This window comes from uncultured Psychrobacter sp. (assembly GCF_947488565.1).
GTDB lineage: Bacteria > Pseudomonadota > Gammaproteobacteria > Pseudomonadales > Moraxellaceae > Psychrobacter > Psychrobacter saeujeotis.
Genome location: NZ_CANKZC010000001.1, coordinates 287,807 through 312,248, shown reverse-complemented (window position 1 = coordinate 312,248; position 24,442 = coordinate 287,807). Strand labels below are relative to the sequence as shown.

The 24,442-nt window shown below is 42.0% G+C and carries 20 protein-coding genes; 15 read left to right on the top strand and 5 right to left on the bottom strand.

Translation table 11 applies throughout. From position 1 onward, the window contains the following. Positions 1-94: 94 nt before the first annotated feature. Positions 95-1,414, bottom strand: a complete 1,320-nt coding sequence (locus Q0890_RS01155) for an ATP-binding protein (protein ID WP_299216428.1) — start codon at positions 1,412-1,414, stop codon at positions 95-97. A gap of 139 nt (positions 1,415-1,553) precedes the next feature. On the opposite strand from Q0890_RS01155, the gene rimO reads away from it, so the two are divergent. From rimO to Q0890_RS01090, 13 genes are all read left to right on the top strand, one after another. Then, positions 1,554-3,176, top strand: a complete 1,623-nt coding sequence (gene rimO, locus Q0890_RS01150) for a 30S ribosomal protein S12 methylthiotransferase RimO (RefSeq protein WP_299216425.1) — start codon at positions 1,554-1,556, stop codon at positions 3,174-3,176. A 234-nt stretch (positions 3,177-3,410) separates the two neighbouring features. Continuing rightward, positions 3,411-4,136 carry a UMP kinase gene (gene pyrH, locus Q0890_RS01145; RefSeq protein WP_058369103.1) on the top strand — a complete coding sequence of 242 codons (726 nt, stop codon included), beginning with the start codon at positions 3,411-3,413 and terminating at the stop codon, positions 4,134-4,136. Between the two features lie 126 nt (positions 4,137-4,262). Continuing rightward, positions 4,263-4,817 carry a ribosome recycling factor gene (gene frr, locus Q0890_RS01140; protein WP_299216421.1) on the top strand — a complete coding sequence of 185 codons (555 nt, stop codon included), beginning with the start codon at positions 4,263-4,265 and terminating at the stop codon, positions 4,815-4,817. 175 nt (positions 4,818-4,992) lie between these two features. After that, the gene (gene uppS, locus Q0890_RS01135; RefSeq protein ID WP_299216418.1) at positions 4,993-5,748 is read left to right on the top strand and encodes a polyprenyl diphosphate synthase; all 756 of its coding nucleotides are present in this window, start codon (positions 4,993-4,995) and stop codon (positions 5,746-5,748) included. A 73-nt stretch (positions 5,749-5,821) separates the two neighbouring features. Further along, positions 5,822-6,631, top strand: a complete 810-nt coding sequence (locus Q0890_RS01130) for a phosphatidate cytidylyltransferase (RefSeq protein WP_299216415.1) — start codon at positions 5,822-5,824, stop codon at positions 6,629-6,631. A 144-nt stretch (positions 6,632-6,775) separates the two neighbouring features. Beyond that, on the top strand, positions 6,776-7,978 hold the full coding sequence (gene ispC, locus Q0890_RS01125) for a 1-deoxy-D-xylulose-5-phosphate reductoisomerase (RefSeq protein ID WP_299216412.1): 1,203 nt from the start codon (positions 6,776-6,778) through the stop codon (positions 7,976-7,978). A gap of 33 nt (positions 7,979-8,011) precedes the next feature. Continuing rightward, on the top strand, positions 8,012-9,388 hold the full coding sequence (gene rseP, locus Q0890_RS01120) for an RIP metalloprotease RseP (protein ID WP_299216410.1): 1,377 nt from the start codon (positions 8,012-8,014) through the stop codon (positions 9,386-9,388). 264 nt (positions 9,389-9,652) lie between these two features. Beyond that, positions 9,653-12,067 carry an outer membrane protein assembly factor BamA gene (bamA, locus tag Q0890_RS01115; RefSeq protein WP_299216407.1) on the top strand — a complete coding sequence of 805 codons (2,415 nt, stop codon included), beginning with the start codon at positions 9,653-9,655 and terminating at the stop codon, positions 12,065-12,067. 145 nt (positions 12,068-12,212) lie between these two features. Further along, positions 12,213-13,232: a UDP-3-O-(3-hydroxymyristoyl)glucosamine N-acyltransferase gene (gene lpxD, locus Q0890_RS01110; protein WP_299216404.1), complete on the top strand. Its 1,020-nt coding sequence runs from the start codon at positions 12,213-12,215 to the stop codon at positions 13,230-13,232. Between the two features lie 89 nt (positions 13,233-13,321). After that, on the top strand, positions 13,322-13,831 hold the full coding sequence (gene fabZ, locus Q0890_RS01105; protein ID WP_299216401.1) for a 3-hydroxyacyl-ACP dehydratase FabZ: 510 nt from the start codon (positions 13,322-13,324) through the stop codon (positions 13,829-13,831). A 186-nt stretch (positions 13,832-14,017) separates the two neighbouring features. Then, entirely contained in the window at positions 14,018-14,797 is a 780-nt protein-coding gene (gene lpxA, locus Q0890_RS01100) for an acyl-ACP--UDP-N-acetylglucosamine O-acyltransferase (protein WP_299216398.1), read from the top strand. 268 nt (positions 14,798-15,065) lie between these two features. Then, positions 15,066-16,583 carry a sodium-dependent transporter gene (locus Q0890_RS01095; RefSeq protein ID WP_299216395.1) on the top strand — a complete coding sequence of 506 codons (1,518 nt, stop codon included), beginning with the start codon at positions 15,066-15,068 and terminating at the stop codon, positions 16,581-16,583. A 29-nt stretch (positions 16,584-16,612) separates the two neighbouring features. After that, entirely contained in the window at positions 16,613-16,744 is a 132-nt protein-coding gene (locus Q0890_RS01090; RefSeq protein ID WP_299216392.1) for a methionine/alanine import family NSS transporter small subunit, read from the top strand. A 148-nt stretch (positions 16,745-16,892) separates the two neighbouring features. Here Q0890_RS01090 and tgt read toward each other — a convergent pair whose 3' ends face one another. Next, positions 16,893-18,044 carry a tRNA guanosine(34) transglycosylase Tgt gene (tgt, locus tag Q0890_RS01085; protein WP_299216387.1) on the bottom strand — a complete coding sequence of 384 codons (1,152 nt, stop codon included), beginning with the start codon at positions 18,042-18,044 and terminating at the stop codon, positions 16,893-16,895. A 220-nt stretch (positions 18,045-18,264) separates the two neighbouring features. Here tgt and Q0890_RS01080 point away from each other — a divergent pair, with 220 nt between their 5' ends. Further along, a complete protein-coding gene (locus Q0890_RS01080) occupies positions 18,265-18,945 on the top strand; it encodes a heme-binding protein (protein WP_299216384.1) in 681 nt (226 codons plus the stop codon). Between the two features lie 73 nt (positions 18,946-19,018). On the opposite strand, the gene asd is transcribed toward Q0890_RS01080, so the two are convergent. Next, positions 19,019-20,152 (bottom strand): aspartate-semialdehyde dehydrogenase, encoded by a 1,134-nt coding sequence (gene asd, locus Q0890_RS01075; protein WP_299216381.1) that lies wholly within the window; start codon positions 20,150-20,152, stop codon positions 19,019-19,021. A 493-nt stretch (positions 20,153-20,645) separates the two neighbouring features. Between asd and Q0890_RS01070 the strand changes: the two genes are divergently transcribed. Then, positions 20,646-21,764 carry an endonuclease/exonuclease/phosphatase family protein gene (locus Q0890_RS01070; protein WP_299216378.1) on the top strand — a complete coding sequence of 373 codons (1,119 nt, stop codon included), beginning with the start codon at positions 20,646-20,648 and terminating at the stop codon, positions 21,762-21,764. A 465-nt stretch (positions 21,765-22,229) separates the two neighbouring features. On the opposite strand, the gene Q0890_RS01065 is transcribed toward Q0890_RS01070, so the two are convergent. Beyond that, positions 22,230-22,481, bottom strand: coding sequence for a hypothetical protein (locus tag Q0890_RS01065; protein ID WP_299216375.1), 252 nt, complete (start codon positions 22,479-22,481; stop codon positions 22,230-22,232). Positions 22,482-22,952: 471 nt separating this feature from the next. Further along, the gene (locus Q0890_RS01060) at positions 22,953-24,347 is read right to left on the bottom strand and encodes a peptidylprolyl isomerase (protein ID WP_299216372.1); all 1,395 of its coding nucleotides are present in this window, start codon (positions 24,345-24,347) and stop codon (positions 22,953-22,955) included. Positions 24,348-24,442 lie beyond the last annotated feature (95 nt).

Sequence of the window (24,442 nt, the reverse complement as noted above, 5' to 3'; positions counted from 1 at the left end):
TTTGCTTGCTGTGCCTACGCCGACAGAGGCTGCACAAAATTTACCCCAGCAGCACTGTATCGTTTCTAGAGTGAATCAACTATACCCTTTATATTTACGCATTAAGTGCTGGCTGATTAAAGGGTAAATATAGCGTGAAGCGCGTTTGTCTATTCTGATTGTCATCTTTAAATTGAGTGGAGCTAACGTCAATCATACCATGATGTCGGCTAATAATATCTTGAACGATAGACAGCCCTAAGCCTGTGCCTGCTGCACGGCTGGTTACCATCGGGAAAAATATTTGCCCGATCAGTGCTGGATCAATCCCTGCACCGTTATCGGTAATAGTAACTTGCAGCACTTGTTTGTGTTGCTGGCTGCCAATAGTATGCTGAAAAACCACACGCGTTTGGACATGCAATTGCGGTTTATAGCCTTTATCTGTCTGAGTGTCATTCGCTTTTGCATAAGCAGTATCAAAATCATTTGCTGCATAATGCTCTGTCATCGCCTCACAAGCATTATTAATTAGATTTAAAAATACTTGGATTAACTGGTCTTTGTCAGCGTCCAGCTCAGGCAAAGATAAGTCATAGTCACGTTTTAAAGTCACTTGCGGGTAAGGATTCATCACCAAAGTTAGCACATGCTCTAGTGGCTCATGAATATTGACAGCTTGCCAGTTTGGCAATTGATTGGAGCCAAGAAGCTGACCGATGAGCTGGGTTAAGCGATCAGTCTCTGAGACAATAATATCGGTATAACTACGTAACTTATCAGTGGTCTTTTGCAGGTTTTTTTCAATATTTTTTTCACTAAATTTGACAAATTGTCGTTGTAATAATTGTGCAGCACCGCGGATACCTGCTAACGGATTTTTTACCTCATGGGCGACTGAACGCAGCATATGACGGGCCACATCATATTGTTGCTGTTGGCGTTGTTCTTCTGTGATACGGCTTTGACGGTCTTTGCCCCACATCTCAATAATAAAATAAGCTTGCTGCTGATAGGTGACTGGTGTGACACTATAATCGATTGATACCGCTGCGCCGCTGCTCGGTTGTAAAGTTACTTTATGGTCATGATCAATAAAAGGTTGTTGGTATTTTTGCGCTTGACTAAAGCGTTCACTCAAAGAGGAGGTTGGACGTTTTTGCCTTACAGTATTAGGTTTTAGATGGTTGTCTGAATACTTGTTTGAAAAGTTGTCTACGTTGTCACTCAAACCTTTTTTGAGCTCTTCAGGTGCTAATAATGTCAATATAGACTGGCCCAATAACCGTTCGCGACTGACTGCTAACAACTGCTCAGCTTGACCATTGAGCCAAGTAATCGTCAGATCATCATTGACCCATAAGATTGCGGTATATAAATGCTGCACAATAAAAGCCGAGTTTGGTGCGTCATCAAGTGCTACTGAAAATGCCATAAATATAAGAAGCCTAGTCACAAATCAAATTTAAGTGAATATTTAACCATAAATCAATACTCTAGCGCGGCAAAACTGGTGATTGTCATAAAAAAAACGTACAATGCGTCCAGCCAATTTATCTTTAGCAAGGTTAGCCATGCCCAATATTTCTACTCAGTCTTCTGGTTCTACGCTTTTAGACGATAGCCCAAACTCAAATTCAGACTTAAATTTGAACACAGACGCTTCAAGTGCTGATGTCTCATCAAAACAGATACAAACGATAAAAGATACTGCAACGGTGTTTAATCCTGCTCAATCGCAATCGCCACAAGAACAGGAATCTGCACCTGCCCAACCTTACCATCATAAGGCCAATCATAATCAAAACCGCAGCATTGCACAAAGTAGCGATGCGACTGCTGATGCTCCAGTAACCAGTGCGCCAAAGATTGGGTTTGTGTCTTTAGGTTGCCCAAAGGCCTTAGTGGATAGCGAACGTATTATTACAGAGCTTAGTCGCGATGGCTACCAAGTCGCAAGTGACTATGACGGCGCAGACTTAGTAGTGGTCAATACTTGCGGCTTTATCGAGTCAGCGGTACAAGAGTCGCTTGATGCAATCGGTGAAGCTATCAGCAAAAACGGTAAGGTCATCGTGACAGGCTGCTTAGGTAAGGAAGCTGAAAAGATTCGTGAAATGCACCCAGCAGTGCTAGCAGTGACTGGTGCACATGCTTATGATGAAGTAATTACAGCGGTCTCCCAGCATGTACCGAAGCCAAATCGTAGTCTTGATGCAAACTACGACCCAAAGATAGATTTAATCGATGAGGCGGGCATCAAGTTAACCCCAAGCCATTATGCTTATCTAAAAATATCAGAAGGCTGCAATCACCGCTGTACCTTTTGCATCATTCCAAGCTTGCGCGGCGATTTAGCATCACGCCCGATTGACAATGTGATGACTGAAGCGCTGGCACTCAAAAATGCTGGCGTAAAAGAGTTACTTATTATCTCGCAAGACACGTCTGCTTATGGACTAGACCTAAAGTATAAAACCAGCTTTTGGAATGGCATGCCGCTAAAGTCAAAATTCTATGACTTATGCCAAGCATTGAACGACTTAGGTATCTGGGTGCGTCTGCATTATGTTTATCCATATCCACACGTGGATAAAGTCGTTGAGCTCATGAGTGAGAAAAAACTATTACCTTATCTAGACATACCTTTTCAACATGCAAGTCACCGCATCCTAAAGGCGATGAAGCGTCCAGCGCATAGCGAAAACACCTTGGCACGCATTAAAGCATGGCGTGAAATTTGTCCCGATATCGTCATTCGTTCAACCTTTGTCGTCGGCTTCCCTGGTGAGACGGAAGAGGATTTTCAATGCTTGCTTGATTGGCTGGTTGAGGCACGCCTTGATCGCGTTGGAGCTTTTACGTATTCAGAAGTAGAAGGCGCGGTTGCTAATGATTTGCCTGATCACGTACCTGAAGACGTTAAACAATCTCGCTATGAGCGCTTGATGGCATTACAACAAGACATCTCAGCACAAAAACTACAAGAAAAAGTCGGTAAGACTTTAACGGTATTGGTTGATGAGATTGATCATGAAGAAAATATTGCAATTTGCCGTAGTTATGCTGATGCACCAGAGATTGATGGTCATGTCTATGTAGATGATATTACCGCCAAAGTGAAAGTCGGGGCATTCTTAACCGTCACTATCGATGATGCTAGCGAATATGACTTATTTGCCAGTTACCAAGGCTGATTAAACGTTATAAAAAGCGCTGCATGAATTTTGAACATCGGTGTCCACTGAGTGACTAAAATAAAAACTGGCATGGATTACCGATGAAAATTGCCCAATTGTGAGTAGTTTTTGCTACAATTAGCGCAATTTGACCTACTAGCCTGTTTTGGACTATCAGTTCTAACCTGAGCTCCAATTCTATTGGTTTTAACCATTATTTAATGATAAATTTAACGATAAAAAGGTGCCCTCATGTCTGACAAAAACCCTCGTTTCTCGCGCATATTGCTCAAATTATCTGGTGAAGCCCTAGCTGGTGGCAAAGATATGGGGATTGATACTGAAGTGCTTGATAAGATGAGTTTGTCTATCGCGCATTTGCGTGGTCTTGGGGTTCAAGTTGGTATTGTCGTGGGCGGCGGTAATTTGTATCGCGGCGCGCAGCTACAAAAAGAGGGTTTGGTTGGCCGCGTTACTGGTGACCAAATGGGTATGCTGGCAACGGTCATGAATGGCCTTGCGATGCGTGATGCGCTTGAGCGCCGTAATATTAAGACACGTTTGATGTCAGCATTGCCAATCGGCGAAGTCACTGAAAGCTATAGTAGTCGAAATGCGATTCGTTACCTCAAAAATGGTGAAGTTTGTATTTTTGTTGCTGGTACTGGCAATCCCTTCTTTACGACAGACACGGCTGCTTGTTTGCGCGGTATTGAAATTGAAGCAGGCTTGATTCTAAAAGCCACCAAAGTTGATGGTGTTTACGACAAAGACCCAAGCTTGCACGCTGATGCGACCAAATACGACGGGTTAACCTTTGATGAGGTGTTGGAGCAAAAGCTTGGCGTGATGGATTTGACCGCTATTGCACTGTGCCGTGAGCATAACGTACCGCTACAAGTATTTGATATGACCAAGCCCAACGCTCTATTAAATGTCGTTATGGGTGAAAACGAAGGCACACGCGTTTATCATTAATCAAAGTTAATTATCTATAGACAGTTGATAGCCAGCTGCCATAGATGGCAATAGTACAATGGGTCATGTACCTACAATAATGTAATAAAATAGCATATTATCGATATCGATAAGTAAGGACATATAATGATTAAAGAGATTAAACAAGACGGCGAGTCACGCATGCAAAAGACATTAGAGGCGCTAGAAAGTACCTTTAGTAAAGTCCGTACAGGGCGTGCACACCCAGGTATGTTGTCAGGCGTTATGGTCAGCTACTACGGTGCTGATACACCACTTAACCAAGTCGCCAGTGTCAATGTCGAAGACTCACGTACGCTACTGGTGCAGCCGTTTGATCGCACTATGGTACAAGCAGTAGATAAAGCGATTCGTGAAGCGGATTTGGGTTTAAATCCTATGAGCGCTGATGTGATTCGTGTACCGATGCCAGCTTTGACTGAAGAGACACGCCGTGATATGCAAAAGCTTGCACGTGGTGAAGCTGAAAACAGCCGTGTGTCCATTCGCAATATCCGTCGTGACATGATGAATGACATCAAAGACTTGGCAAAAGAAAAAGAGATCTCAGAAGATGATGAGCGCCGCGCGAACGATGATATTCAAAAAATCACCGATAAGTTCATTGAAACGATTGATAAAAAGCTCGATGCTAAAGAGACTGAATTGATGGTTGTATAAGCCGTACTGTTTTTAGTACAGTTTTATTAAATAGGTAGTCAATAGCCTGTTGCTACTGGCTGCCTATTTCTATATGTTTTATACCCAATAGTGCAAGATGTTTGCAATGTTTCAATACCGTTTTTTCAAAACCGTGTCACAGATAAATTTACCTTCATAATAAGCAGTATAGTCCATGTCTACTTTACCCCCTCTAGGTTCTACTATTGTTCCCCGTCATATTGCTATCATTATGGATGGCAATAACCGTTATGGGAAAGCCAAGGCTTTAGGTCGCGGGGAAGGGCATATTGCTGGTAAAGATGCACTAGACCCTATCGTCGAGTATTGTCTAGATACTGGCATTGAGGTACTGACAGTATTTGCATTTTCGAGTGAAAACTGGCAACGACCACCAAGTGAGGTGGCACTACTCATGCGCCTATTGACCTCGACCATTCATGAGCAAATGCCGCGCATGAATAAGTACCGTATTCGGTTACGTTTTATAGGTGATCGTAGTCAGCTTGATGATGATTTGCAAACTTTAATGCTCGACGCAGAAGCTAAGACAGCTCATTTTGAGGCGATGACACTGGTGATTGCTATTAGTTATGGTGGTCAATGGGATATTGCACATGCTGCAAAGCAGCTGGCTTTACAAGTTGAGGCGGGTGACTTACGTGCTGAAGACATCAACAATGATTTGCTTGGCCAATATGTTCAATTAGCGGATGCACCCCCAGTAGATATGTTAATCAGAACGGGCGGTGAATATAGAATTTCCAATTTCTTGTTGTGGCAATCAGCCTATGCAGAGCTGTTCTTTACCCAAACATTATGGCCAGATTTTGCAGCAAATGAGCTTGCAGACATGATTGCAGAGTTTGCCAAACGTCAACGTCGTTTTGGCAAAACCAGCGAACAAATTGACACACAGGCATCACACTAGGTCATGCATTTATATTAACTGCTATAATGCAATATTGAGCAAATGTCTCTTTTTACTATAAGGTCTGATTGGTATGTGGCAACGGATTAAAACAGCAATTATTTTAATTATTATTGTTGGAATTGCATTGTTTGCAAGCCAAACGCCCATCTTCTTTGCACCGTTATTAGCAATTGGGGTCACTATTGCTGCGCACGAATGGACGAAGCTGATGCCCAAATGGCGTCAGCCTGTTGTCTTTGTTGTGATGGTGCTGGCCATCACCTTGGTTTCATTGATGTTTGAAGTCACATGGGTGCTTTGGTGGGTGGCGTCTTTAGTTATCTGGCTGCTGGCATTATCTTGGGTTCGTAGTTTTCCAACATACACAAATTGGTATGGTAAAAAGCTGAGCCTGATGGGGGTGGTGATATTAACGGCCTCTATTACTGCAATGTTTTATTTATGGCAGTTATCGGCTTGGTGGCTAATGTATGTATTCTTATTGGTATGGTGTGCAGACAGTGGCGCTTACTTTGTGGGACGCAAGCTTGGTCGACGTAAGATGGCACCCAACGTATCTCCTAATAAGAGTATGGAAGGGTTAGCTGGCGGCTTGATAACTGGCTTAGTGGTGGTTATCGCTATTAGTGTCTTTAAGCTGCAATTGACAGGTATGGCATTGATCGCTTTCATCGCGCTCTCAGCTGTGACGATACTTGCCTCAGTATTGGGTGATCTATTTGAGTCAATGCTCAAACGCCGTGCCAAGGTAAAAGACTCAGGAACTATTTTACCGGGTCATGGCGGTATTCTAGATCGTATTGATTCCCTATTATCTGCAACTCCGATATTTGCCCTCGGGTTTTGGAGTTTGCAACATTTGGGATTGCTCATTGTCTAAATTTGCATCTACTTCACTCTATGCATATTTGTCTACGCTAAATTTTGTAAAGTCAGTAGCAATCCTTTACTGATTCGGCATTTTGGCTAGATGGTTCTTGTTCTTAACGATACTTTTTTATTAATATTATGGGCATTGGTAGTTATGACGCAACGCATCGCTGTACTTGGCGCAACGGGCTCTATTGGTGACAGCACATTAGCAATTTTGGCGGCACATACACAAAACTATGATGTCTATGCTTTATCCGGGTATCAGCGTTTAGATAAGTTGTTTGCACTGTGTCAGCAGTTTGAGCCGAGGCGTGTTTGTGTGCCAACGGCTGATGTTGATAGTTTTTCTCAGCGTTTAAATGAGGCAGGTCTAACTATTGATGTGGTAAGTGGTGATAGCGGTTTGATAGACATTGCCACCGATACACAAGTTGATACTGTGGTGGCAGCCATTGTTGGTGCCGCAGGACTGCCATCGACGTTAGCGGCTGCACGTGCTGGTAAGCGTATCTTGCTTGCCAATAAAGAAGCGCTGGTCATGGCAGGGCAAGTGATGATTGCAGCGGTCAAAAGGCATAATGCTACTTTGTTGCCCATCGACTCTGAACACAATGCCATTTTTCAATGTTTGCCAACTGCTATACAGCAAGACAACACGTGCATTCATGAATCAAATCATGGCGTACGTAAGCTTTGGTTAACAGCTTCAGGTGGACCATTTTTACAGCGGTCGTTTGAGCATATGCAGCAGGCAAGCATCGCCGAAGCGGTCAAACATCCAAATTGGTCGATGGGGCAAAAGATATCAGTTGATTCTGCGACGATGATGAATAAAGGGCTTGAGCTGATTGAAGCTTGTCATTTATTCGATTTGCCTGAAAGTAAGATAAATGTGGTCATTCATCCACAAAGTATCATTCACTCAATGGTAGAATATAGCGATGGTAGCTTTTTAGCGCAGCTTGGCAGCCCAGATATGAAAACGCCGATTGCCCATGCTTTAAGCTACCCTGAACGGATTAATAGTGGCTCTCAACCCTTGGATTTATATGCGTTAAGCGGTTTGGAGTTTATTAAACCAGACTTGCAGAAATTCGCCTGTCTGCGTCTTGCCCGTCAAGCTATGCAAGCAGGCACTCAAGCAACGATAATTTTGAACGCTGCTAATGAAATTGCCGTGTCGGCATTCTTAGCGGGACAATTACGTTTAACCGACATTGCCAATATTAACGAGCAAGCATTAACCGAAATACAAGTACCACTATTAGACCTAAATGCGAATATTGATGATATTTTAGCAATTGATAAGATAGCACGGCATCACACCGAAGCGCTTGTGACTGAGATGGCATAGCCAGATTCAGAGTCACCTAAACGAGAAAAGATCATGACGTTTTTACTAACGCTACTTGCAGCGATTTTTGTCTTAGGACCTCTGATCGCATTGCATGAATGGGGTCACTATATAGTGGCAAGATTATGCGGTGTTAAGGTACTGACATATTCTATTGGTTTTGGCCCAAAGCTGACGGGCTGGACCAGTAAAAAAAGCGGCATCGACTATCGTATTTCTATGCTGCCGCTAGGTGGTTACGTCAAGATGCTTGATGAGCGTGAAGGTGACGTGGCAAAGGATGAGCTACATTTGGCGTTTAACCGTCAGCACCCGTTAAAAAAAATAGCTATTGTCGCAGCTGGTCCAATCATGAACTTTATCATTGCAATTGCGCTGTTTTGGGTATTGTTTATGACCCCATCTGAGCAATTAGCGACGAAGATCGGTCAAGTACTTCCCGATACTCCCGCAGCAATAGCACAATTGCCAGTTGGGGATAAAATACTCGCGATAGATGGTCATGAAGTACAAACGTGGGAAGGCATTAACTATCGTTTAGCTGGACGAATGGGTGAGACGGGTAATGTCAGTATAACGCTACAAACAGACGAATCAGCCACAGATGTCGCAAAGACCTATCAAGCACCTGTCATGCAATTTATGCAGGGTGAGGATAAAGGTAAGGATGCGCTAACCAGTTTGGGGATGTTACCTTGGCAGCCACAGATTGCACCAATCGTTGGTGATTTATCAGCGGATGGAGCGGCTGTACGTCAAGGCCTAGAAGTAGGCGATCGCATTATAGCGATTAACAATAAAGAGATTGAAGATTGGATCAGTGCTACACGAATGATTCGTGACAATCCTGAGGTGCTACTAAACTTTACCGTCATTCGTGACAGCAAACCAGTACAGCTACAGATTATGCCGCAAGGTAAGAAAGACAATCTAGGCAATGCCTACGGTCAGATTGGTGCTATGGTTGAACAAACTGAGATTGTTATTCCTGATGCGTATAAAACCACGGTAGCTTATGGTCCTGGTGAGGCTATGGTAAAGTCGTTTGAAAAGACTGAGCAGCTAGCAGTAATGACGGTCAGCTCAATGGGTAAGATGATATCAGGTATGATCGGCCTTGATAACTTATCTGGCCCTATTACCATCGCTAAAGTTGCCAAGCAAAGCTTTGATATTAGTTGGGAGATGGTGCTGTCTACTGCCGCCTTGATTAGTTTGAGCCTAGCAGTTTTAAATCTATTACCGATACCTGTACTAGATGGTGGTCATATTGCGTACCATCTTATTGAACTGATTCGCGGTAAGCCTTTATCGGAGGGGGTTCAGATTGTAGGATTAAATATCGGTTTACTCTTACTGGCAGGTTTCATGGTGTTAGCGATTGGTAATGATATCAGTAGGCTTTTTTAAATAAATACTTTGTTATTTGTCAATTAAAGCATGACATACTAACGTCTACACAGACATTATGTTCTAGTTGTTTGGCTGATTTACTATTGCTGTTGCATCGATGCAACTGTACTAATCGTAATTTTTAGTTTATTTTATGATGCATTTTATATAAAGTGTCCTCTGTCAGTTCATGTTTGAATCGCAAATTGCGTACCAATTGGACTAGACAAAATATGCTTTTTACCTTAACTTAAGCAAGTTTTTTATTGACGGATAGTGTTTATGCGTACGCCTTTATTTATGAGTGCGGCTGGGTTGCCGTTAGTTGTAGCAATGATGAGTATGCCTGTGCAGGCGGCAAACTTTGTAGTCACTGATATTGGCTTTACTGGTCTACAACGTTTAACCCCTGATAGCTTGTATCCAGTCTTACCTGTGACAGTAGGTGATACAGTCAATGACAGTAGCCTTGCAGCCAGCATTAAAGCACTATATGCCACTGACAATTTTGCAAATATCCAAAGCCGTGTCGAAGGTGGTCAGCTGAGTTTTGATGTTATCGAACGTCCTATTATCGCTGAAGTAAATTTTGAAGGTAATAAGCTGATTCCTGAAGAAGGTCTAGAGCAAGGACTCGAAAACGCTGGACTGTCTGCAGGTGATGTGCTCAAACAATCGACCTTACAAGGCGTTGCTAATGAGTTACAACAACAATATATTAGCCAAGGTTATTACAACAGTAATATCGAAGTGGACCAGACTTTGCTTGATGGCAACCGTGTAAAGTTAGATGTGCGCTTTATCGAAGGCAAGCCTGCTAAAGTGGTTGACATCAACGTCATTGGTAATAAGCATTTTAGTGATGAAGATATCAAAGACGTCTTTGCGGTAAAAGAATCTTCATGGACACGTCTATTATCTAAATCTGATCGCTACGCGAAAGAAAAGCTGGCTGCCAGTCTAGAGAACTTAAAAGCCCTATATCAAAACGATGGTTATGTACGCTTTAATGTTGATAACGCTGTACTAAATATCAGTGAAGATAAGCGTAGTGTGTTCATTGAAGTCAGTTTAAGCGAAGGTGAGCAGTATCAGTTCGGTGAAATAAACTTCTTGGGCGATCCAAAATTTGCTACTGATGAGCTGGACGAGCTGGTGACTTTTGCGTCTGATGAGCAATACTCACAAGCCAAGCTTGATGCATCTACCGCTGCTTTAAAAAGCCGTTATGGTAATGAGGGTTATTATCTGGCACAAGTACGTCCAGTACCACGCATTAATGATGAAACCAAAGTTGTCGATATTGATTATTATATTGACCCTGCGCGTCCTATTTATGTACGCCGTATCAATTTTAATGGCAATATTAAAACGCAAGATGAAGTATTACGTCGTGAAATGCGTCAGTTAGAAGGGGCGCTGGCATCTAACGACAAGATACAGCTATCACGTACACGTTTGATGCGTACAGGCTTCTTCAAAGCAGTCAATGTCGATGTAAAACCAGTCCCTAATCAACCAGATCGAGTGGATATCAATTATGTGGTTGAAGAGCAGCCTTCTGGTAGCTCAACCATTGCCGCAGGTTATTCACAAAGTGGCGGTGTAACGTTCCAGCTAGATCTTACCCAAAACAACTTTATGGGTACAGGTAACCGCGTTAAAGCGGCGCTATCACGTTCAGAGACACGTGATTCTTATAGTTTAGGTTATACGGATCCGTACTTTACAGAAAATGGCGTGTCCCAAGGTGTCAGCGCTTATTATCGTGAGACTAAATATGATGATCGTAACGTTAGTAACTATGTTACTGACTCTTACGGCGCAACACTAAATTATAGCTACCCTGTAGATGAGACTAAGCGCGTCAGTGCTGGGGTAAACTTTGATAACACTGCCGTACGCGGTGGTCGCTGGCTTGGCGTATCAAACGTTCAGCAAATTATTGATGACGGTGGTACTACTGAAGCATTTTCTGGAGAATTTGAAGGTCGAACTGGCTTTAAAAACGACTATAATACCTACAACCTACTTTTAGGGTGGGATTATAGTACGTTAGATCGCCCTGTATTTCCGACTAAAGGCATGAGCCACAATGTTAATGCCACTTTTGGGTTTGGCGATACGAATTACCAAAAACTGCTCTATACTGGTAATGTGTACTATCCTGTGTATAAAGATGTGATTGCACGCGGCTATACTAAGCTTGGCTATGGTAATGACTTGCCTTTCTATGAAAATTTCTACGCTGGTGGTTATGGTTCGGTACGTGGTTATGAAGCGTCGACGCTCGGTCCTCGTTCTGAGTCTTATTACAATGCAGTAAATGGCTTTGAAAGTATTCAAAAAGAAGAGGTTGGCGGTAATGCGTTAGCAACCTTTGGTACTGAACTGATTCTGCCAATGCCATTCAAAGGTGACTGGGCGGATCAAGTACGTCCAGTACTATTCGCTGAAGGTGGTCAGGTCTTTGATACCACAGATAAAGAAGATCGCACCTTTATTAACCCAGCTAATGGTAATGATACAGAGGTGCCATTGCTGACCCAAGACAACGACCTGCGCTTTAGTGCGGGTGCAGGGGTCACTTGGTATACACCTATCGGTCCAATCTCATTAAGTTATGCTGTACCTATCGGCGATAAAGAAAACGATGAGACTGAAAAGGTGCAGTTCCAGATTGGTAGCACGTTCTAGTTAAGCGTATAGACGTAAAGTCGTTTTATTATGCAGATGGTTTTAAACGCTTAGTATTATTTTATAACTATTATTGAATTGGTTGTTAAACTGAAGTATCAGTTTGGCATCCATTTTATTCTTATTAATCATATTAACGCCAATTATGATAACGATTAAGCAAATTATTTCTCGAATCGAACAGCGTCAGCCAGTATTGAATAAAGCTGAGCTTACTACGGATCAGTTAACCCTATCAATAAACGGTGTCGGTAGTCTGACTGATGCAAATAGTACGCAGCTGAGTTTTTTGGCAGATCCAAATTACATCACCAGCTTAGCGCAAAGTCAGGCAGGTGTAGTGCTTGTCACTGAGCAGTATCGTGAGCAAGTACCATCGCCAACTGTAGTCGTAGTCGTTGCATCACCTTATCTGGCTTACGCTAGCAGCAGCCAGCTGTTTGTACGTCATACTACAAAAAGTAATAATATTCATCCGACAGCAATTATCGCTAAGAGTGCAGTAATTGGGGCTGATGTCCGCATTGGTCCCTATTGCGTAATCAATGAGCATGTCCATATCGGTGATCGTAGCTGTCTGGATGCGAATGTAATCGTTGAAGCATACAGTCGTATTGGTACTGACTGTGTGTTTAAGTCGCAAGTCGTCATTGGCCATGATTGTATTATTGGCGATTATGTTAGATTACATGCTGGTGTCAGCATTGGTGCTGAAGGCTTTGGCTTTGCACCGTCTCAAGATCCAAGTATTGACGGGTGGGAGCGTATCGCACAGCTGGGTCGTGTGATCATTGGTAGCCATGTCCGCATTGGTAGTAACACCTGTATTGACCGCGGTGCTATTGATGATACTGTCATCAGTGACCACGTCATTATTGATAACCTGGTGCAGATCGCTCATAACGTGCGTATCGGTGCTGGTACTGCTATCGCTGCCAATACAGGTATTGCTGGTAGTACTACTATTGGCAAACGTTGTGTCATCGGTGGCGCGGTAGGTATTAATGGTCATATCGATATCACAGATGATGTTACTTTATCAGGTATGACGATGGTGACCAAATCTATTAAGAGTGCTGGATCATACTCTTCGGGAACAGCTGCAATGCCAACTGCTAAGTGGCGGCGGGCAGCAGTACGCTTCCGGCAGCTGGGTGACAGCTAAATCTATTTATTTGAAGTTATCTATAAGTGTATTAACAACAGAATAATTTTCTTACCAACAATATGTAATATAAGCAAGGAAGCCCCTTTATGAGTGCTACAGACATAGATACTTTAAACGACGAAGACATCAAAACATTATCTGAACAAGGTCTGACACTGCCATTAACCTATCATACCCTCAAGCATTATTTGCCACATCGCTATCCTTTTATGTTGGTGGACAAAATCACAGCTTGTAAACCTGGTGAATGTATTACTGGCATCAAAAATGTGACTATCAATGAAGAATTCTTCAATGGTCATTTTCCTGATGAGCCTATTATGCCAGGTGTACTAATGGTTGAGTCTATGGCTCAAGTTTCAGGTGTGCTAGGCTTTATTAGTGCAGGTTTGACTGCCGAAGATGGTTATTTGTATTTGTTTGCAGGGGTCGATAAGGTTCGTTTTAAGCGCCGAGTGATTCCTGGTGATCAGCTAATCATCCGTGCTAAGACTGTGATGCAAAAGCAAGGCATTTATAAGTTTGACTGTACCGTACACGTCGAAAATGAGTTGGCTGCCAGTGCTCAAGTAATGATCGCTCGCCAAGAGCAATAAAAAGCTGACAATAAAAGCGTTTGAATCAGTAATTGACTGAATTTGCTGGAGAGTCATGTTAATATTCGCGATGAGAATAATCATCAACAACAATAATTTTGGTTATAATTGGTATTGGCCTTAAGGCCAAACTATTGGTATTCTGTTTTACCATTTCTCGTATTAAATGATACAAAGGCCCGCATTATGAGTCAGATTCATCCCACAGCGCTCATCTCACCATCTGCCAAGATTGATGAGACAGCTATTATAGGACCATATTGTATCATCGGTGATGAGGTGACGGTTGGTGCACACACCATTTTGCATCGGCATGTGGTAGTAACCAAACTTACTCGAATTGGTAAACATAACCAAATTTATCAGTTTGCAAGTATCGGCGAAAATCCACAAGATTTAAAGTATGCTGGTGAGCGTACATGGCTTGAAATCGGCGATCATAATACCATTCGTGAAGCTTGTAGCTTTCATCGTGGTACGGTACAAGATGACAAGTTAACCAAAATCGGTAATCACAATCTATTTATGGTCAACACTCATATTGCGCACGATTGCATGATAGGTGATCACAATGTAGTGGCAAATAATGTCGGTATTGCAGGCCACGTGACTATCGGCAACCATACCATCATTGGTGGTAACTCAGGTATACATCAGTTTTGCCGAGTAGAAGATTACAGCTTGGTTGGCGGTGCTAGTCTGATTCTAAAAGATGTCGCTGCTTTTACGATGGTGTCAGGCAATCCAGCACATGCTCATGGACTCAATATTGAAGGCATGCGTCGTAAAGATTGGTCGCAGCACACCATAGATATGCTTCGTCAAGCATACGTGACGATTTTTAGATCTGGATTAACCACTGCTCAAGCACTCAAAATTCTGCAAGAGGATTTGTTGCCAAAAGAGCCCAAAATTCAGTTGCTTATTGATTCTTTACAGTATAGTAAACGAGGTGTGGTGCGCTAAGACTCTTTTAATATAAATTCCCTCATGCTCTGTATTCTTCTCCATTGATATCTATAGACAAAAAGCCATAACTAAATGTTATGGCTTTTTATGTCTATGAGTACTTGACTTTTTATAATGTTTAGCAGACACTTTCTAAAGATGTTCAGTAAGATTATAGTAACCTATTTTAATTAAAAAATAATGTATAACATCTTTTTTGCTAATTTAGCTATCTCTTGGTTTATAAAATTTGAGTAGCTTATCATTGTAGTGTTAGGAGGAGTATATGGCAGAACCAAGAGAGAATTGGTCGAGTAGGACTGGTTTCATCATAGCAGCTGTCGGTTCGGCAGTAGGCCTAGGTAACATATGGCGTTTTCCTTATGTGGCTTATGATAACGGTGGTGGGGCATTTATGGTGCCTTACCTTATTGCTTTATTAACAGCAGGTATTCCGCTGTTGTTTTTAGATTATATTATAGGACATAAGTATCGCGCTGCCGCGCCACGTGCATATAAGAAAATGGTGAAATCTGCCCAGTTTGTGGGCTGGTGGCAGACGCTTGTCTCCTTTGTCATTGCTATTTATTATGCCGCCGTTATTGTATGGGCGGGCAGTTATATGGTTTTCTCGTTTGGACAAAAATGGGGTGAAGATACCACAACCTTCTTTGTCAGCGACTTTGTACAGCATACAGGAGATCTGACTTCTGTATTCGTACCACAGATGTTTATAGGTTTGCTCATCGTTTGGGCATTAGCCATGTTAATCATGTTTGGCGGTATCCGTAAGGGTGTTGAGCTTGCCAACAAAATTTGTATTCCACTACTCATAGTATTGTTTGGCATTATGGTATTTAAAGCTGTTAATTTACCAGGCGCTGAAATTGGTTTGAATGCTTTTTTTGAACCAAATTGGGAGAGAATGAAAGATCCTAACGTTTGGCTTGCAGCTTATGGCCATGTGTTTTTCTCATTATCGGTCGGTTTCGGTATTATGGTGACTTATGCCTCTTATCTAAAAAGAAATACCAATTTAACTGGCGCAGGTTTGGTGGTAGGTTTCGCTAACTCATCTTTTGAATTGATTGCTGGTATCGGTATTTTTGCCGCTATTGGTTTTATGGCGATGTCAACAGGTCAAGAAGTCTCTGAAGTTGCTAGTGGCGGCGTGGGACTGGCGTTCTTTGTATTCCCCAAAATCATCTCAACGATGGGCAGCAGTGGTGACTTTATTGGTTTCTTGTTCTTCGGCTCTTTGGTAGTAGCTGGTATCAGCTCTTTAGTGAGTATCCTTGAAGTACCTATCTCAGCCTTTCAAGACAAGTTTGATTGGTCACGTAAAAAAGCAGTTGCTGCAATAGGTGGGGTATGTGCTGTCATATCGATTGCTGCGTTCTCTACTGGTAGCTCACTGGTGTTAGTAGATGTTATCGATCACTTTGCAAATAATATCGGTATTGTCGCTGGTGGCTTGATGTCAATCGTTTGGGTAACATGGTTTAATCGCCATAAGATTCCAGGTTTATTAGAGCATATCAACCGCATCTCAAGTGTCAAACTAGGCGGTGCTTGGGTATTTATGTTGACGGTTATCACACCAACCGTATTGACCATTGCCCTAGGTTTGAAGCTTATTAATTTGGTTCAAGAGCCTTACGAGGGTTACTCTACTACCATACTATTATTATTTGGTTGGGGCGTTGTGGTATTCTTTGGATTAGGCGCGTTTATACTTTCTCGTATAAGAGGTCATCACGATGATGAAGATGATGAATCTCGTTTGATTGACGATGCACACTAATCAAATTGAAATCTTAATAGGAATTTATTATGACAACATCAGCAATTATTTTTATGATTATTTCAATGTTACTTATATGGGGTGGTTTGCTCACTGCAATCTTACATTTAAGAAAGCATCCTGACATTCCGATGAGTGAATTGCCAAAAGATCATATCTAAAGACAGTCACGTTTTTGCAATGATAAAAAACTATACTGTTGAAAAAATAATGATTATCTGAAAAATAAAGTGCCAGTCAGTAAACACTGTCTGGCATTTTTCTGTTTAGTGACTGAGCTAAAAGTTTACCAGGCAAGACGTACTTAAATTAACGCAAATTTAGCTCAGGAACCGTCTGTCCACGCTGATGATAAAAAACGCTGACGAATGAATCAAAGGTATCTTGCTCGATGGCGTCTCTGATACCTTGCATCAAACGCTGGTAATAGCGCAAATTATGGATAGTGGCCAGCTGCGCACCCAGCATCTCTTTGCATTTATTAAGATGATATAAATAAGCACGGCTAAAGTTCTGGCAAGTATAGCAATCGCACTCAGGATCTAATGGGCCTTCATCGTTACGATACTGGCTATTACGAATACGTACCACACCTGCATTGTCTGTGTCGCCTGTGACAAAGTAATGACCATTACGGGCGTTACGAGTGGGCATAACGCAGTCAAACATATCGACACCGCGACGGACTGCCTCAACGATGTCCTCAGGCTTACCAACGCCCATTAGATAGCGTGGTTTGTCTGCTGGCATCGCATCTGGGATATAGTCTAGTACATCCATCATCTCATCTTTTGGCTCACCAACAGATAGACCGCCGATGGCATAACCATCAAAACCAATCTCGAGCAGGCCTTCGAGAGATTGCTGGCGCAAATCTGCGTACATACTACCTTGAATGATACCAAACAGCGCATTGGTACTGCCCAGTCTATTATGCTCGTCAACGCAGCGCTGTCCCCAACGCAATGATAGCTCTAAAGATTTTTTCGCCTCATCATGAGTCGCAGGATAGGGGGTACACTCATCGAATTGCATAACGATGTCTGAGTTTAAACTATACTGAATCTGCATCGACTTTTCTGGCGACAAAAACACCTTGGCACCATCGATGGGCGACTTAAAGTTGACGCCTTCTTCGGTAATTTTACGCATCGCACCGAGGCTAAACACTTGAAAACCACCTGAATCGGTTAAGATGGGTTTATCCCAATGCATAAACTTGTGCAAGCCGCCAAATTTATCAATTACTTCAGTACCAGGACGTAGCCATAGGTGAAAAGTATTGCCCAATATAATATCAGCGCCGATGGCTTCGATATCGCGTGGCAGCATACCTTTAACCGTGCCATAAGTACCGACAGGCATAAAGGCGGGTGTTTGTACATCACCATGATTAAGATGGACTGTACCACGGCGTGCACGCGTCTCGCCAGTAGCTGTTTTATGTAAAACAAATTGCATATGATAACCGCTATGTAAGCTATGAAAATGGTGCTAATTATAACATTGTTAGGTTTTTTTGGGGACCTAGAAGTTTAGCAGCAGTGAATAATGCTATGAAAGTATTCTTTACTATAACCAAAAAATACAGACAGTATTATCGAATGCTTGCTAAAGTAAACGATGAGATAGTGATAAAGTAAAAGCGTTTAATCTTACTTCTGACTAGTAGAGGGACAGTATGACTAAGGTAGCTGATTTTTTATCGAGTGGTACGCTATTTAATGGTTTGTTAGTAAGTGGCCTATTACTAATACCAGGAGCAGCTATGGCAGTCGAGGAACCAGATTATACTATTTTGTTACAAGCCGATAATTTTGAGTTGCGTCGTTACGATAAACAGCTGGTAGCTCAAACTTGGGTAACAGGTGATCAAAATGATGCCAGTCGCGAAGGGTTTAAGGTTTTGGCAGATTATATCTTTGGGAATAATACGGCGTCAGATGGGAAGAGCAGTAAGATTAGTATGACCGCGCCTGTCACTATGGAACCTAAAAGCAACCAAGACAAGGGGGAGTCGCAAAAGATTGCCATGACCGCGCCCGTAAGCATGCAACAAGACGATGGTAAGTGGCGCGTGCAATTTACTATGCCAAGCCAATATACGATACAAACATTGCCTAAGCCCAACAACCCAAATATTGAGATTAAGGAAGTACCCGTACAGAATTATGGCGTTATCAAGTTTTCAGGATTGGCAGGAACTGATAAGGTCGCAAAAAAGACAGAAGCGCTACAGTCTTGGATGCAAAGCCAAAATCTGAATATAATGAGTACACCCCAGCTTGCACGTTATAATCCGCCATGGACGTTACCATTTATGCGTCGCAATGAGGTGATGATTGCCTATCAGCCCAATTAATATCCACCAAAAAGACAGCCTCTGCTGTCTTTTTGGTTCTTAGTTTTTTACTTTTAACTTTAAAACATCTATTTTAGCTATTTTGCTCACGAATGATATTTAGCATACGGCGCAAAGGTTCAGCAGCACCCCATAACAGCTGGTCACCAACGGTAAATGCACCTAGATATTCAGGCCCCATGTTTAGCTTACGCAAGCGTCCTAACGCCACAGTCAATGTACCGGTCACGGCTACTGGGGTTAAACGGCTCACGGTAGTCTCTTTATCATCTTCGACCACATCTAACCACTCGTTACCGCTATTTTTTAGCGCCGCTTCGATTTCTTCTAATGGGATGTCTTTTTTGAGCTTGATGGTTAAGCCTTGAGCGTGGCAGCGCATGGCACCAATGCGCACACACATACCGTCAATAGCGATATTGTCAGCTTCAGAGTTGCCAAGAATCTTGTTGGTTTCAACACCACCTTTCCACTCTTCACGTGATTGCTTGTTGTCTAATTGAGCATCGATATAAGGGATCAAACTACCCGCTAGTGGCACACCAAAATACTGCTTAGGAAAGTTCTCTGAGCGCTGCGTCTGAGCGATTTTTTTATCGATGTCCAAAATGGCGCTGGCAGGATCAGCCAGCTCATCTTTAACTGCATCATGTAAGACGCCCATGCCATTGATAAGCTCGCGCATATTGTTTGCGCCTGAGCCGCTAGCTGCTTGATACGTCATGGCGCTGACCCATTCGACCCAGCCTTTATTGAACAGTTCACCGATAGCCATTAGCATTAGTGATACTGTACAGTTGCCGCCAATAAAGTCTTTTTTGCCATTAGCCAGTGCATTATCGATGACACTACGGTTCACTGGATCAAGGATAATGATGCTGTCATCTTCCATGCGCAAAGTGCTTGCTGCATCAATCCAATAACCACTCCAGCCGCTGTCACGCAACGGCTGATGAACTTTTGATGTATAATCGCCACCTTGACAAGTGATAATCACATCGCACGCTGCTAAGGCAGCAATATCATGAGCATCTTTGAGTTGGCTGGTCTTAACGCCGTCAAAGCTTGGCGCATTACCACCTGCATTACTCGTCGAAAAAAACACAGGCGTGATACCGTTAAAGTCATTTTCTTCTTGCATACGTTGTATCAATACTGACCCAACCATACCGCGCCAGCCTACCAAGCCTACTGTTAAATTACTCATGAAGTCTAATCCTGTTTACAATCAGTTATTACGTCGTCAACCAGTAACAATGCCGTGAATAACGTTAAAAATCAAGATATTTCAGTGGTTTTTCGAAGTTTTTTGCACACTATTAACTGTGCCTATTATAACTTTTGGTTATGACTGTAAGGCGAGCATTTAAGGGAGAATACATTTACCAGCTCTTGGGCCGATTACTATCTTGTTATTGGGTTCAAATAGGTTTGAGTGCGCTTCTCTTTATATCTCATAGATAGCGTTTGTAATATTTTATGACAGTCTATGCTTAAGTAATGTTTAGCAATAGGCGATAGTCTCATGAGATGCTAAAGTGTGTACCTAATATAAATGTTCAATAGACTTACTCATATAAGCACTTAAAGCAAAAGCCTAAATGTTTTTAGAGAAAAACGATATGGGCTTTTGTCATTTAATTTAAGGTAAGTATAATCATAAATCTCACCCACAAACTAACAAACGGTTAATACATACTATGGATCTCTCCTTATTATATTATGGCATGCAATGGTTAGCAGGATTCATCGCATTTGTGACAATCTGGGGCTGGTTACCTCTTGATAACTGGTGGGTGAGAGGTGTTGAATTTCCACGTATTCAAATAATGGTACTGGGTATTATCGCGTGGATTGGCATGTTGGTGTTTTGGTCAGAATGGCAATGGGAGCAGTGGTTGTTGTTTATTACCTTAACTATTACGTTGGCTTTTCAGCTTAGAATGGTACTGCCTTATACTAAATTATGGAAAAAAGAAGTCCAAAATGCAAAAGACAAGCCAGAAGAGCAGGTATATCAGCTTAAAATCATGGTATCAAATGTCCTGACTCCCAATGATGAGACACAAAAACTGGTTGATTTGGTCAAACAAAAACAGCCTGATATTTTGATTACTTTAGAAAGTGATGAGAAGTGGGAAAAAGCGTTGCATCAAGTCGAGTCCGATTATCCTTATACGGTAAAAGTGCCGCTAGACAATCTTTATGGTATGCACCTATATTCTAAGCTTGAGTTGATAGACCCTCAAGTTAAGTACTTAATGATAGATGATATACCTTCTATCCATACACAACTGCGTCTGCAAAGTGGTCGAGTCATCTGGCTGTACTGTTTACATCCGATGCCGCCAAGCCCGACAGAAGCAGATAAATCAACCACTCGTGATGCTGAGCTGTTGATGGTCGGTAAGCATATTAAGGAAAATAATCAGACTGCAATATTAGCAGGGGATCTTAATGATGTCGCATGGTCAAAGACTACTCGACGCTTTCAACGTATCTCAGGATTGCTAGACCCACGTATTGGTCGTCATTTTATCAATACTTTTCATGTTAAGTACCCATTTTTACGTTGGGCATTAGATCATTTATTTCATAGTGCTTGCTTTACTGTAGTTGATATTCAGCGTATGCCGTCTGTAGGTTCCGATCATTTTCCTGTCATGACAACTTTGCAATACGAGCCGGAGGAAGCAGATAAGCAAGAACAAAATGCACCGACTGCCCAAACTGAAGATATTGAAGAGACAGAAAATAAAATCGAAGAAGGTAAAGAAGAAGGTGATAAAGTATCAAAAGAACATGCAGAGTATGATTGAAACCATGGAAACCGTGCTCAAACAGCCTCTTTTTTTAATTCGCTTAAACGAATACATGTAAGCCAAAACGTACAGTAAATAGAGCTTTTAGCCTCTAGCTACCCATATCCGTTTACCCTACAATAGTTTCATCAACACAAGGAGGGTAAGGATACCGTGTTGAGACAGTGATACTATGAGTACAGGTCAGCCCGCTGTCTTATAGATTATTGTCCGTGACTTAGGATGAGTCATCAGGGAAGAGATAATAATAATATAAAGCGCTAAAACCCCGAACCAATTGCCCTAGGTTCGGGGTTTTTCTTTGTGAAATAAATAGTTGAATAGAATATGATTGAATTTAACGAGCTGGCTACAAAGACAAAAGAGTGTATTTATACATACACTTTCAGATAAAACCACTCATCTACAGTAAGACTTTAGAACCATAACATTTGTTCTAATAAGTTATGAAGCCAATTCTAATTATAAATTGGCTTCTTGTTGTGTTAGTGGAACAATCTTGATAGGCACAGCATAGGACCATGTCATGCCAGCAGTACAATAAAATTTTCCATCACGAAAAGATACGATACGAGCGGTAAAATCATTTTCGATTTGATCACTAATAGCTCGTGCATCGCTATCGTCATCTACTGCACACCAAATCTTTTTATCGCCACGATTTAGCATTGCTCGGGTTAAGTCACTACCAGTTAATTTGTTATTCACGCTCATGTATCCTAAATATCAATGATGATTATGGAATTATAAAAAATGCACGGTGATATCATCCTTCCACCTTTATAATATCTTTAATAGTCTGTAAAACCTTACATTATGGTGTCTTCACTCAAAAAAAGTATATAAGTAATTAACCTTTGGACTTAGCAAACTTTCATAGCATTATATTTAATAAACATCAGCTGATTGTTACTGATATTGTGAATAAAGGTTAGAAACAGTATAAATGACTACAGTAAAGTATAAATGAGTAGATTTTTTGTGACACTATGCTTTGTTTTCTTATATTACTATTGATATATAAGCAGCTTATTATAGAACACGAAAAGGCGGCGTTTAACGGTTACGATATACGATTTTTAATCGCCATAGATAAGTTTTGAGAGCATAAAAAGGGCGTATATAAAGATATACGCCCTTGATTAGTATTAAGTGTTGCCTAAATAAGCGCTAAGTTACTAACTCTTAGTTGAGGACTTGAATATAAGCGCCAGCGCGTAATTCTTGTAACCAATCCTCTTGCGCTTGCGGGGCTAAGCGTTGATAAAGCGCTTGACGAGCCATATTGCGACGGTATTGATCACTGACATCTTGCTGGCGCTTGTCTTCTACTTTTAGGATATGCCAACCAAACTGGGTTTTGAAAGGGGCGGAGTAATCACCAACGGTAGTGTTTTTCATGACGGCTTCAAACGGACCAATCATATCTTCCTCGCTGACCCAATCAAGATCACCACCACGTCCTGCTGAGCCTGAATCATCAGAATACGTCGATGCTAAATCTGCAAAATTCGCTCCTTGACGTAACTGGTTGTACAAATCATTAATCTTCTGTTCAGCGAGGGCTTCTGTTTGAAGCTCGTCAACTTTAACCAAGATATGACGAGTATGCCACTGCGGTATAATCATGGTATCACTGGCTTTTTTGTCAGCCAGTTTAATGATATCAATACCTTCAGGGGTCACTAATGGAGCACTAACGGCGCCAACGTCAAGCTTGGTAATTTCGCTAGATAACTCTGTAGGTAGAGCAGCAGCTTTGTGATAACCCATATCGCCACCTTGTAATGGGATCGGGTAATTGCCTTGGGCCTCAGCGACCGCAGCTTCGACATTGACATTTGGTGCTTGCAGGCGAGTGCGCAAATCCTGCGCAACTTTTAGTGCCTCACTACGCTGAGCTTCTGACAAGCGGCTATAGTCATCTATATAAGGTACGCGAACATGGATGGTTTGATACTCACTTTGATTTAGGCGTTTTGCTTCAGGAGAGCTCAAAAAAGCATCAATATCTTGCTCACTAATGCGTACCCGATTAGTGATTTGACGCTGCTGTAATGCTTGAATAGCGGCATCTTCGATCAGTTTTGCGCGTAAAGCCGCGTAGCTTCCAGCTTGGTTGGCATCAAGACGCTGCTGTAGCGCACCAATACTAGTAAGTCCTTCAGACTGAGCGATTTGTGCAAGACGTTGATTAATAGCAGCCTCATCGGGCTTTAGACCGACACGATTGACCAGTGATAATTGCAACTCGCGCAATATCAACGCATTTAGTACTTCAGATTGCAATTGTGCCGAATTGGCGATAGGTTCGCCAGCGGCCTTCGCACGTGCCTGTGTTTGTGCAATTGCATTTACCAAGTCACTTTTTAAGATAGCATTGTCATTGACCAAAGCGATGATACCGTCAGTACTACTAGCGGACGTTAAACGAGCATTGTCATCTTGACTAGTAGCCACAGCGTTCGTTTGCGTATCTGCTGGTGCAGCTTGGCTACTAATGCTTAATAAAACGCCTGCACTGATACTCATAGAAACTAGTACAGCACGGTTGGTCTGGTGTAAAGAAAAAAATCTCATGATGCTCCTCGTCAATGTCATCGCATCGGATGATAGTTGGGCAATTATCTTTGTGACACGTTGCGTATTCTCTTGCAAATCATTGTGTACTGGAT